General features: G+C 38.9%; 12 protein-coding genes and 1 pseudogene. 2 read left to right on the top strand and 11 right to left on the bottom strand.

Features of this window, described 5'->3' with window-relative positions; genetic code table 11:
* The 8 genes and pseudogenes from P364_RS0132745 to P364_RS0132705 form a co-directional block, all read right to left on the bottom strand.
* Positions 1–530: pseudogene (locus P364_RS0132745) on the bottom strand (methyl-accepting chemotaxis protein); the annotation flags it as partial.
* A 13-nt stretch (positions 531–543) separates the two neighbouring features.
* On the bottom strand, positions 544–1,521 hold the full coding sequence (locus P364_RS0132740) for a hypothetical protein (RefSeq protein WP_152532784.1): 978 nt from the start codon (positions 1,519–1,521) through the stop codon (positions 544–546).
* A gap of 72 nt (positions 1,522–1,593) precedes the next feature.
* Positions 1,594–2,949, bottom strand: a complete 1,356-nt coding sequence (locus tag P364_RS0132735) for a hypothetical protein (RefSeq protein ID WP_024634192.1) — start codon at positions 2,947–2,949, stop codon at positions 1,594–1,596.
* Between the two features lie 123 nt (positions 2,950–3,072).
* Complete coding sequence (locus P364_RS0132730) at positions 3,073–3,447, bottom strand: hypothetical protein (protein WP_024634191.1); 375 nt, start codon at positions 3,445–3,447, stop codon at positions 3,073–3,075.
* Positions 3,448–3,759: 312 nt separating this feature from the next.
* The gene (locus tag P364_RS0132725) at positions 3,760–4,173 is read right to left on the bottom strand and encodes a hypothetical protein (protein ID WP_024634190.1); all 414 of its coding nucleotides are present in this window, start codon (positions 4,171–4,173) and stop codon (positions 3,760–3,762) included.
* Between the two features lie 371 nt (positions 4,174–4,544).
* Entirely contained in the window at positions 4,545–5,138 is a 594-nt protein-coding gene (locus P364_RS0132720; RefSeq protein ID WP_024634189.1) for a helix-turn-helix domain-containing protein, read from the bottom strand.
* 224 nt (positions 5,139–5,362) lie between these two features.
* The gene (locus P364_RS37680; protein ID WP_161634272.1) at positions 5,363–5,539 is read right to left on the bottom strand and encodes a hypothetical protein; all 177 of its coding nucleotides are present in this window, start codon (positions 5,537–5,539) and stop codon (positions 5,363–5,365) included.
* A 167-nt stretch (positions 5,540–5,706) separates the two neighbouring features.
* Positions 5,707–7,032, bottom strand: coding sequence for a hypothetical protein (locus P364_RS0132705; protein ID WP_024634188.1), 1,326 nt, complete (start codon positions 7,030–7,032; stop codon positions 5,707–5,709).
* A gap of 358 nt (positions 7,033–7,390) precedes the next feature.
* Here P364_RS0132705 and P364_RS0132700 point away from each other — a divergent pair, with 358 nt between their 5' ends.
* Both P364_RS0132700 and P364_RS0132695 read left to right on the top strand, forming a co-directional pair.
* Positions 7,391–8,059, top strand: coding sequence for an SOS response-associated peptidase (locus tag P364_RS0132700; RefSeq protein ID WP_024634187.1), 669 nt, complete (start codon positions 7,391–7,393; stop codon positions 8,057–8,059).
* A gap of 131 nt (positions 8,060–8,190) precedes the next feature.
* A complete protein-coding gene (locus P364_RS0132695) occupies positions 8,191–8,541 on the top strand; it encodes a hypothetical protein (RefSeq protein WP_024634186.1) in 351 nt (116 codons plus the stop codon).
* Positions 8,542–9,096: 555 nt separating this feature from the next.
* Here the strand turns inward: P364_RS0132695 and P364_RS37105 are convergent.
* From P364_RS37105 to P364_RS0132675, 3 genes are all read right to left on the bottom strand, one after another.
* Positions 9,097–10,430, bottom strand: a protein-coding gene (locus P364_RS37105) for an IS3 family transposase (RefSeq protein WP_236642277.1) whose coding sequence is annotated in 2 segments (ribosomal slippage) — positions 9,097–10,026 and positions 10,029–10,430 — 1,332 coding nt in all. Because the reading frame shifts where the segments join, the coding sequence is not laid out codon by codon here.
* A 185-nt stretch (positions 10,431–10,615) separates the two neighbouring features.
* Positions 10,616–11,761, bottom strand: coding sequence for a WG repeat-containing protein (locus tag P364_RS0132680; RefSeq protein WP_024634183.1), 1,146 nt, complete (start codon positions 11,759–11,761; stop codon positions 10,616–10,618).
* Between the two features lie 158 nt (positions 11,762–11,919).
* Complete coding sequence (locus P364_RS0132675; protein WP_024634182.1) at positions 11,920–12,624, bottom strand: hypothetical protein; 705 nt, start codon at positions 12,622–12,624, stop codon at positions 11,920–11,922.
* Between the last annotated feature and the right edge of the window lie 19 nt (positions 12,625–12,643).

The following is a 12,643-nucleotide window of genomic DNA, read 5'->3' as shown; positions in this document are numbered from 1 at the left end:
TCCTTCAGAGGATATAAAATCGTCGTCCAGGTTCCAAAAATGTCATTATAGAAACTGGTATATGTAATCTTACCTGTGTCTAACATTTTCTGGATTCCATTAGCAACCTCTACAGGCTGTTCATACATGGATCCCACTGTCATCCCCATTTCATTAAACGTCTTCGTCAGATTGGTGGGCATTGCAGCGATTGAAGTATCTCTACCATTCTCCAGCTCTACTCCGAATATATAGGCTTGAGCAATATTTGAATTGTTATAACCCACTTGGTCCAGGAATGAACGTAGTTCGCTCTGTAAGTGGGCATTAAAGCTTTTCTCTTTCATGGCCTCTTGTACATCTGAAATCACCAATTTTGAGGCCCACTCTTGACTGTTAATCCGTAGTTGGTCATGCAATTGGTTAACCAGTGTGCTTTTTTGGATGAGATAACCCAAAACAATGATTAGCACCCCAAAAAGCATAATATTTGCAGTGATCACGATAAGAGATTTTGTAAGCATGGAGTACTTTCCAATTAGACGATTCAATATATACACCTCATTAATGCTTCTTCTTGAAAATCACCGTACGAAAAATCCCCTCACCTGCATCGATGCGTTCAAAATGTCGAACAGCAAAACTACCTGAGCCAATTGCGCCTTCGATCTTGCTCAGTGTAGAAAGTTCTGTGGGGTAAATAATCGTTCTAAAGAGTTGATAGTATAAGAAGCTAAGTTTTGTCAAAACCTTATTCTGCTGGCTTCCATCGATAATTACCACTCCACCGGGAGACAGCTTATTATATGCAATTTCAAAGAAGGTATCTACCTTTTTACTGTTGTGCCAAAGAGCACCTTTCTTATCTAAAATAATGTCGACCTGTCCGATTTGTATCTCATCTAGGATAGCCGGCAAATTAAACGCATCTCGATCACCATCTAGATAGATAAAACGGGAGTCTTGATCGACTTCATCAATCTGATCTTTGGCATTGTTTGCATCCATACAGATCAACTTAACGTTATAATTTCCCTTGAGTCTGTGGAATAGAGAAAGCTCGTGCTGCGCTCGATTAGCACTTACGCTAACGATCACAGATGGATTCGCCTCATCTGTGCTCAACTTTAAAGCCCCAGATTCCTGAACCTTCTTAAATACGGTACTGTCCCAATCTTTAGATTGCAGATACTTGTAGGATTTATCTGACCAATTGTTTTGAAGGTAGCCTACCCTATAATCGTTTACTTCTCCCTCGGTTAGTTTATCCATCTTCAATGCTGCCACAAGATTAAGAACGGCAACTGGAAGCACCACCGTTAAGAATGCAAACAAGATATGATGAATATTCCTCGTGGTCAACTCAATTATTGTGAATAGTGAGAGTCCAGCAATGACACGAACAAAATTATTACGAAAGAATAATATCCCTTTGCTTATTTTTTGATTGTTCTTCTCCCTAAAAAAACTAAAAAATAAAATACCGTATAAGAAAATCCCCAGTGTCAAAAATAGAGTACCGCTTTCGAGTAACGACATCATTTTTCCTCCATATCATCATTTAATGTTTATCGGCCAAAGTAGTTTAATTAATTAAATACGAATAAGACCACCTTAGTGGTGGTCTCTATTCAGAGTTAATCCATATATGGTTTTTCCCTTGAAAAAGTCTGCTTCCCCATTTTCAATCGCTGTGTATAGCGACGAATCTGAGGCCACAGCCACGACGAGTTCTTGTTTCGGTTTAAACCCCTTCCCTTTCATGGGATACCATACATTACCTATGAGAGATTTCTTTCCAGAACCTGAACATTCATAGATTCTTGCCATGGTAACTGCATCTTCAAAATCTTGTTTGTCGTACATCTCTTCAATATTGGCTAAAATATAGTTTCCCACATCCTGTAGTTCCCGTACACATTGACTTCGGATTTCACTATTAGGAAAACAATGAGCTGCTAGCTCATTAGGATCGCTATGATTTATTGCGTAACCGAAACCGTTAAAAATTTCGACGTTATAAATCGGGTAAGTGGTAGGTCCAAGTATAAATTTCTGGATTGGTACCTCTCTTAGCCCTCGATCTATCACAGTTCCTCCGCATCCACGTTCCTGGAGTGCGTAAAGCACAGCTTTCGCCACACGTTCCTCGCCATCCATTGGCAGAATGAATCTCATTAAGGCACTATTTCCTAGCGCTTTAGGGTAAAGCTCAATAGTTCCAGCGTCATACTCTAAGAGCATTGAGATGCTGTCTGGATTTATAATAATGGTTGGATGTGTTATAAAGGTTACGTTATTAGAGGGAAACTTGTCTGCTTGTTCTTTTACCGCGTGATACCATTCATTTAATTTAGTGGGATCACCTTCTAAAAGAAAAGGTTCAATACAATCAAAGGTAGGCAAAGTTGTAAAACAACTTAGCAACGCCTCATACGAAATCTCGTTCAAATCCACGTTATCTATAAACTGAATTTTACTATCTCTTTTAAACACTTCAAGGGCTGCTTTCTCTCCCATCAAGAACTTCTTCTTTATTGGGCTTGAAGATTGGATGCGGGGCATAATCATTTCTTTCTTAGTAAACACCTCGATCCGCACCTTAGCTTCTTCAACGGTCACTGTCTCCATAGGAAAGCCTAAGTCAATCAATGCTGAACTTGTCGCATCCAAGCTTACATCGAAATAGAAACCATCCTCAGAGTTCATTGGATGTTCAGTAAATCCAAAATGAACAATGGCATGCGATCGTTTATAGAGGGGATCGTATACACCACAAACAATCGTGCTATCGTAGATTTCCTCGTACAAACCCTCAAGCTCCCAATTCGTTCCTAGCAGCTTGTTAATTGATTCTATGATTCGCTTTACACCAATCTCTAAATAGCTGGCCACAAGAGCCAAGCGTTCGTCATAAGCACTTTGTAGTTGTTCCAGGGAAACGTTAAGAATATCAATCTTTGAGTTCATATTGTTATTTCTCCTTTATATATGGGATTGGGGATATTGTATTAAGACAAATAATCTCTTATCATGAGAAATTTGATGATTATTACGTTTGTGCTGGATAACAACACCTGCAGCAACCGCTTTTTACTTTTCACGAACAGCTTGCGTCATGAATGAAAAATAACCGCTATAAATGTGATATTGCATATCAAACAGTGTACAGTCCGTATGCTGGATTTCTTCGATTGTCGTTAAAGTTCGTCCGGACAACACAATGTCACGGCTGATCAGGAAGTCTAAAACGTGCTTAAACTCTTCCCGGGACCATTTCGTAAGCCCTCTCTCATCGAAGTTCTTACGCTGTGCTCTTGGAGAAATCTGAAAGCCTCCCAAAGCATAACGTTGCGGATGCTGCCTCATGTTGACCGGAAAAGGAATCTCCTTTGCCGCCAATTCTTTGATTCGCTTAAACTCCTCTTTTGTAAAACCTTTCCGTGAGATAACTCTTCCTTTTGTCATGTACAACCTCTCCCTTATCCGTTTGTTGAAATAAAAAAAAACGAATTCCTCAAGATAAGAGAAATTCGTTAAGTTTATGGAAATTGCTTTAGTTACTATAAATTATTAATCAAAATCCGATATGTCATGATTTGTTTCTAATTCTGTACTAATGTTATTAGTACTCTCTTTAATTGCGGAGCCAAGAACCATTTCAATGTTTTATAGTAAAAGTACAGACTTGTGATCAGCTGTACTGCACTACTATATTAGATATCAGCTTCATTAATTTGGGTTGCTCGGTGGATAAGTTATCTTACACATTATCTTCCATCAGGTTTTAGTGTGCTGTTTGAGATACGAGGCCCCTTTATCCGTAAGCTCCAGCAATCCCTCAGCGATGGATCTAGTTAGATCGTATTCTTCAAATTTTCGTATGGCACTTTGAACTACGCTTAATTTGGCTCCAGATAATATAGAAAGGTTATTGGGGGTTAAAAACATAGTCCCCTCTTTTTCGATGCATTGAAGAATCTTCATTCGCATGGGATTCATCGACCTTTTGGGAATGTTGAACACAAAATCAACATCCTTCATTTCGAATGCATCTATAGAGTGGTCGAAAAAACGCACATGAACTGGATAAGAACACCCTATAGAAACATCAACAACGCTGCCTCGGCAGCTTAGATATGACGTTTTGGAACGACTGATTCCATTTACTTCGACATTATCTCCTATCTTCATATTATTCATCTCCCCTCTTTATCTGGTTTAATGAAAAAAAGCGAATTCCACTATTAAAAGGAATTCGCTATTCGTATGTAAACCAGTGATTATTTGTTTTTTTAGAATTAGCAGGCTACTTTTTGAATCAAAACCCATAAATATGAGTTTAGATCCTTGCGTCTTTACACGAAACTTGTGTATACACGCCTACCTCATTAATCCATGAAAAAAAGTCATGTCCATAAATCTGTCGGTAAAATATCTTCCTAAAACAATTAAAGCTGAATAGGTACATATTCTAACAGATGAATAATGAAGTTTAATACTTGATGAATGACTTTATCTTACATGAATATTAAGTAAATAGTCAATGAGTCTTACTCATCGCGTTATTGAAGAAGACGCCTCCTGGATGGGCGAAATTCCTTGGCCGTAAATTGAATATCGCGGAATAAGGCTTCGTTATATAGGATATGGGGAGGCAGTCTAAAGAATGTACAAACCTTGTCCTGGATATCCTGCGGGGGAATTCTACCTTCGTGGATATGGGGGCGAAATAAGCTCCGGTTGTGGCCCAGATATTCAGCAAGGTCCGGATGGTTAATCTCATGAACAAACATCATACCTAATAACAAAGGATTGACAATTCGTTCACCTAAAACACCCTGGTGCACCTTTGTTTGAAAAGGGATCTGAACTCCTTCTACACCCACATGTTCAAAGAATAGGATTTGAGCAGGAATCCCCAGCACATTTGCAATTTTTTCTTGATTAGAACTGTTCGGCTCCCCGATGTAGATCCAATTGTGTACCGTTCTTTTCGAAACTCCAATGCTTCTCGCTAAATCTGATAATTTGATGTTCTGACTAAACAAGCTGGCCATCAAAATCCGATTCTTGATCGTGTTCTTAGTGGCCTTCCGGAAGCGCGGCTTTGATATCCCTTTTCCTAAAGGAAACGCTGTTCTATTATTGAGTTCCATACTCTTCCCCCTTAGGCTCCAGTCACATATGCTGCTCGAGCTAACTCTTTACGACCTTTTTCATACCATCCAATTGCAAGCTCCATTGCCTCCAGCTTATCTTTCATCTCTAGTATTTCTTTTTCTAAATGCTGAATTATCCTGGCTTCATCTCCGGAATGCACTGCATGTAAATCTTGCCTGGACTGAGGTACCCTGTTTGTTATCCAATCCCATATTTCAGATCAAACTCTGGCGTCAGGGGTTACTCTCGCATATGTGAAGAGTGCGGCTAATGCAGCTTGATCTTCTAGAGGGTTCATTACGAGAACATTACCATCTGCTTCCTCGCCGGTAGCAGTATGAAACACCCGATACTGATTGAACTTATCACTAATGTTGTTTCTGTGTACATTACCCATTCCAGATCCTCCAATTATGTACTGAGTCGATTCCCACATATCCTAACATGCGATGAAGAAATGACAACTTTGCCTACATATACTACGGATAGACTAAGCAAAAAACCGATGTGCTTATTACAAACACATCGGCTGAAAATTCTATCTATTTACTTTTAGATATTTAATTAGAATACGGACTCTGGAGATAGTGGCTCTGCCGGCTTTTTAATCTCTTGCAGTTCCAATGCAATCGATATTTTGGGTTTATACGTTTTCACTTCTTTTTCAGCTACCAAATCCAACCCGCGCTTTATATCAAACAAAGCATAATTGACGTATTCCACGCCTTCTTCAGACTGATGGACACCTAAATACTTTATTCCATCGTAACCAATATCGCTACAACATGCGCCGATATAATTTGGGAGTAGATAGGCTGATTTCACGGTGTTATTTTCCTCATTAACCTCATTAAAAAAACCTTGGAAAGTAGGATCGAAGGAACCTAAATCAAATAATTTAAGTCTCTTCTTACAAATGTCGAATGTAACAACATCAATGAGTTGGTCATGCGTTGGATTCAGCTCAAGGGGAATTGCCCTTTCTTGATCCGTAACGTAAAGCACAGATACCCCAATGAAATTGTAACGCCCATGAGAAGTCTTTCCTAGGGGGGCTGCCCACATGTCTTCAACTTCGAACTGCTTCCCTGAATCTCTTGGACGAGTTCTTCCCCGGTACAACTTTACTTCATTAGATTGCAGGACAGCATGGTTTTCGTTATCAAAGTGGGATTTAAGTACATTGTAGATCGCTACACCAGTAGCATCTTTATAAGCAAGCAATGGCTTTGTTCTGAGGATTTCTTTGAAAGAATAAAGGTCTTCATCACTAATCTTTTCACCATATCTCTCAGCAAATTCCAAGAATTCTTTCGTTTCAAACTCCCCGAATCCAAAAGTGTAGTCTACTTCGCTATAGGTGTAAATATCGTCTTCCTCTTTAAAGATTCCACCACCTGGATTGTTCCCATCTTCGTGTTCTCGACCATAACCACAATTACATCGTATTAATTGAACAAACACAGGGATCAGTACTTCAGGCACACCATGCCAATCTATGAAACTACCCGCAGTATGTGCACTTCCTCCTAAATCAATGTGCGAATCTTCAGGCTCACCTTTGTTGAAGGCGTATTCAAAGCCCCTACGTTCGTTCCCATGACAACGTTCACAGCCACCGATATCTTCCGAAAGATAATCAGCGATAGAAATTACCATACTGTGAGGAACGTTAACTGTATGGTACTCTTTTCCGCTTTCTAACACTTCATTACATACATCACAGTGTACTGCCTCAGTTTCTTCTTCTGGATCTTCAGGTACAATATGATCTTTGACAAAACGCTCATATGGAGCAATGGGATGCCCCATTTTCTCAAAGAATTCAAAGATATCTGCTGCGCATGATGAACATATTACACACTCGGTTAAATCTAATGTATTAGACATACTCTATTACCTCCATTGTTCCTTTCATCATAATTCGACAGATAGAACGGTCGTTCCTTTATTATACGATCCTACTACTCGGTTATAGGTTATGCTCAATTTTACAACCAGTGGCTAAATCCAGCTAGCCTCTCCAAGTACATTACCAACAGGCTACTTAGACGTTTTAAATATATAAACTTTACCTCTGGTCCAAAAATGCTTATTTTAATCGATAGGGAAACCATTTAAATCGCGAGGTCAAGTATATCGATAAGACGATGGATTCATGATGAATGTACATGCCCTACAACCATGTTTAATCCATCTACCGTGTGATTATATTTATAAAAACAATACACTGCAGGAGGTGTTTTCAATGTGTGGCAGATTTACGATTACTGACCCTTTAAATGCAATTTTAGACCGGTATACTGCCTCCATAACGGACGGATTTGAGTATAAGCCGAATTACAATGCCGCTCCCATGCAATTCATCCCTACAGTTATCGAAAGCAAGCATGGTAACCGATTAGGGGCCCTCCGATGGGGACTTGTACCATCTTGGGCCAAAGACGATAAGATCGGGAATAAGATGATTAATGCCAGAGCAGAGACGTTGTCGGAGAAGCCCGCCTTTAAACGGCTGATAAGTTCCAAGCGATGCATTATCCCAACGAATGGATTCTATGAGTGGAAGAAAGAAGGAGCTGCTAAACAGCCAATGCGAATCCTTATGAAGGATGAGAGTATCTTCTCTCTAGCTGGTTTGTACGATACATGGACAGATTCGGACGGCAACAAGCTAAGCACATGTACAATTATTACAACCGAACCGAACAGTTTAATGGAAAAGATCCATAATCGTATGCCGGTGATCTTGCGGTGCGAAGATGAGGCAGATTGGCTTGGAAGAGAAAATGACAATATTCAATCATTACTTGGTCTTCTCAAACCATATCAAGCCTCAAAAATGCGTGCTTATGAGGTGCCCAAAGAGGTCGGCAATGTCCGGAATAACAATAAGGATTTATTGAAGCAAGTATAGTAATTTTCAAAGGAATAATGGTGCCCAGTGGCTGCACCACTCTTTCGCTTGATTTAAAAAGAAATATATGGAAGTAATATCATGTCTCTGATAGACTAATCTTGTTTGATTACATAAGTCGGAGGCTTGGAATGTTAGAAGGGATAAAAGATATTGTAGGGACGATCTTTGGAGTAGGCTTGCTTTTAATTGCGTTCGGATTAGCAATTTTGTTCTTTTATATGACGGTTATTAATTTTAAGGATAAGGTAGTTAAGCGTAAGTCTTCAAACAATCGAACAAGAATGTTCTGTAAAGGCTGTAGGAAAATAATATCAATAGACGCTGAGAGATGCCCCCATTGCGGCGAATCATACGGAAAATCAAATCCCGTCTTGAGTTCTATCATTTTTTGCTTCATAGCAGGATGCGGCTTTTTGTATATTGGATTAGAGGGGGTAATTCTGTTTTTAGAAGACGGCATCTCTCAGTTGATACCTTAACAAGAAGATGTCAGAGAGTTTAGGAGCCGCCACGTTGGCTCCTATTTTTGTCTCCTGGAATCTCATTGTACCCTTTCGGATTATGCTGTTACTAATAAGGGACACTAGTAAGAGTTGATAATGGCCATCATAGGTAACCAACAAGCATAAGGACCTGAGTACAGGCTTGGAACATCATCCACTGCATATTGCTCCAAATATTAATCAGTGGGATAGCAAAGGGGAACTGTACTTTGCCTAACCACCATATCGTTAAATCGATCCTTCAGATGCTGGAGCGTAAGTTTTCACTTTCCCATACTCAAATTCAAACTTTTTAATCCACCACAATTCCAGGTTACTCAGATATTCTATATTTTGATCTTCATTCAGTGAGGGAGCTCTCCTAACTTCACAAATCACGGAGAAAGAAAGATCCCAGATATCGCCTTTCTAGCCCGCCTTAATATGTTACTGCCAGCGAAATACGGGAATATATCTGACTTAATGCTAAAATAAAAAAGAACCCCTATAAATTAAACTGTACCCTATGTAAAGGACATTTCTAAAAAAGACCTATGTTGCTTCAAGAAGATGATCTCTGTATTGTACAGGGGTCATCCTTTTTAGATTCCACTGGTATCTGTAGTGGTTGTAGTAGGTCATATATGCTTTAATTTCTCGTTTGACTTCGTCCAGTGTGGTGCAGTTCTTCAAGGAAACTTCATCCTTAAAATGACCAAAGAACGACTCCTGCGGTGCGTTATCCCAGCAATTTCCTCGTCTGGACATGGATTGCCCCAAACCCATACGTTTCACTTTCTCCTGAAAATCCGGATGCGTGTAGTGGGTTCCTTGATCGGAATGAATGAAGGCATCTTGACTCCGCTTGAATCTGCGATTTTTCTGTAAGTGGAGCAATGTGTTAGTCGCCAGATCCATGGTCATTCGTCCTGATACGTGATAAGCCAAAATCTCATTGGTCGAACTATCTTTAATGGTGGACAAATAAGCTCTCTTGCTTTTGCCATAATTGAGGTAGGTAATATCGGTTAAAAGCACCTTTCCAGGCACGCTCTGTTTAAAGTTGCGTTGTAACAAATTAGGTACCGCCCGATGTTCGTGGGTTGCCTTCATCATTCGTTTGTATGGATTGGCTTTTCGATGGGGACATACGATATTATATTTTTTCATGATCCTTCGAATTCGCTTGAGATTCCAAACGATCTGAAATTGCCCTTCTAGCGTCATTTTGATGGAGCGAGCCCCCTTGTTACGTTTTTTAAATTGGAAGGCTCGGCGGACGTGAACACTTATTTCCTCATCCACCCGTTCCTTCTGCGTACGCACGCGAATGCCTGAAGCGCTCCAATATCGGTAGTATCCGCTTGTAGAAACACCTGTACTTTCACAAAGATAACTTACCATTCGCTGTAGATGGTATTTCTCGATCACGGCTTTGATCAACCTGTATCGAAGACTAGGTGTTAGCTTTACTCGTGGTTCCACCCCCGTTCGGCCAGACGAATCTTTTTTAAGAGTTCATTCTCAGCTTGGAGCAAATGAATTTGCGCTTCGAGCCTCGCATTCTTCTCTTCCAAGGTGAGTTCTCGCTTTAGAGGTCTTCCTGAATGTTTGCCTCGTGCATCGTGTAAACCTAAATCTCCTTGCTCTTTATAACTTGCTCTCCACCGACCAGCAGCAGCCTTAATTCGGGTCATACCGAGGATTTGAACGTCGAACCCACATGCCTCAAAAATGTCTCTAGGTAGCTTTCCTTGTTGACTCGATATAATAAAGAGTTGTTTAAACGCTTCAGTATATGTGATTCCCTTCGTCGATACAGACTTCACATAGGGGTTAGTAGAAAGATGTCTCACTTCATTGGATGTAAATTTTTTTTTGCTCATTAGTAATCTCCGTCCTCATCTCGTTCGTAGCATACAACAAAAATACCCCATAGATAGACTTTTTTAAAGTGTCTACTCTATAGGGTACAGTTTAAATAGGGATTCTTCTAACTCACATTTTTGAGGAGAGAATGATACTTTTTTATCTTCTAAGCAAAATCTGTACTACCTTAATCCATTAAACATTATTTTAATGGATTATGAATAAATCCATATTTGAGTGTACTACTGTCTTGTACGAGAGCTAATCCACTATTAAAACTTCCTGCATTAGCGTACTGGGGTTTTATCACTTCTTTTCCTGTCTTATCAATAAAGCCATACAATATAGTGCCATTAATTTTTTTTCCGACAACAGCCAAACCTTCATGGAAATCCTTCATATCACTATACTTAGGTTTTATAACGAGTTTGCCCGTTTTATCGATAGATCCATATAGACTTCCGTAGTTATAAGCGGTTTGTACAACAGCCATACCCTCACTAAATGGAGATATGGTTTCATACTCTTTTCTATGAGTCGGCTTAACTATTTTCTTTCCTTTTTTATTGATGACTCCCCAATAGCCTGAAGGATCCACTATGATAGCTAGTCCATCATGGAAATCTGTGACCTCTGTGAACTTTACTGAGGTAACATTAGTCAAAACTATTTTTCCAGTTTTGTTAATGTATCTATTACTACTACTAGTATTTTCATCAAGATAAACACGAGCAATACCCTCATTAAAGTTATCTGCTATGTAATATTGAAATTTAATTACGGTTTTTCCGCTTTTATCAATGTATCCCCATTTCCCATTTTTCTTAACTGCAATTAATCCCTCATTAAAACCTCCAGACCCATCCCCCAAATAGCCTAGAATTCCACCAATATCTTGGTATTGAGGTTTGATAACTTCTTTACCATTATGGTCAATGAATCCCCATAAATTATTCTTTTTAACAGCAGCCAGTCCCTCACTAAAATCTTTGACTGATTGATAATTTGTTTCGATGACTACTTCACCTTTTGTATTAATAAATTTCCATTTTTTATCATATACTCTTGAAAGTCCTTCACTGAATCGATAAGAGCCAAGACGATAAATATCAAATTCATATTTAGGTTCAACTATCCAATCACCAGATGTATTAATTACACCAGCTTTGTAGTCAACGACTACCCATGCAAGCCCTTCACTGAAAGTAAGTGTACCGTCATATATTGTTGCGTTGTCGTATACCGATTCAATAACTGGAGCTGTATTAAGATTCTTTGCATGTGATATAGGAACTACTAACAAAAATAATATTGATATAGACAGAAATATACTAGTTACTTTTTTCATTAAGCAGGTCTCCAATTCAATCATTTTAATTTATCTAAGATGACGTTTAAGTAAAACATCTACATCTACATCTACATCTACATATACGCATCCGTACACGTAGATGTTATTGATAAAATCAATCCTAGTTGTCGAACTGTATTCCCATTCACAAGTGGCTATAACTTTAAGAACTTATTAATAATCTTATCATTTGACCACCCTGCATCAATCATGTTTATTACATATAAACCCTCCAGATGAGTAGCATTGCTAGGTTTTTGCTTTAGTTGTGAAAAATATTTAATTCTATTTTTATCAAATGTTGATTTACTCACTTTTTTTCCTTTAAAAGTGAACTCATCATCAACTTCTTCGGAATAGTTGGCAACGCTGATCTCTTGACTAACTATTTTTGATCCTTGTAGGTTAATTGCATATTCACCCACAACCGCACCAATTGCGCTGCTTGCCCCATCTCTAACTATCACTGTTTGTTTATTTGTTTTCTTATTCACGAAAATTTTAACTTGGCCTTTATTGAACCCTTCCATGCCAAGATTAAAACCTATTCCACTTTCATCCTCTGAAAGTCCAGGACCAGATTGTTTGAGTGGAACTGCTTTACCATTTTTAAATGTGTATGCTAAGTCCACATGATTTACTGTTCGATATGCTTGACCCGCAAACAACTCAGGGATTCCATCTTGATCAATATCAACTAAAGTAATGACATTATCCTGTCCGAAATCTTCGGACTTCAAATAATTATTAAGTATTTTTTTGTACGAACTCTTCCATGTCGAGGAAGGCTGAGCAGCATAAGCTGAGGTTGAACTAGACACCATAAGAAATATTAAGAATAATGTAACAAAACGCTTCATATTAGAAAGCTCCTTTTGA

The organism is Paenibacillus sp. MAEPY2, assembly GCF_000499205.1.
In the GTDB taxonomy this organism is placed as follows: Bacteria; Bacillota; Bacilli; order Paenibacillales; family Paenibacillaceae; genus Paenibacillus; species Paenibacillus vandeheii.
This window is presented reverse-complemented; position numbering and strand designations above follow the sequence as displayed.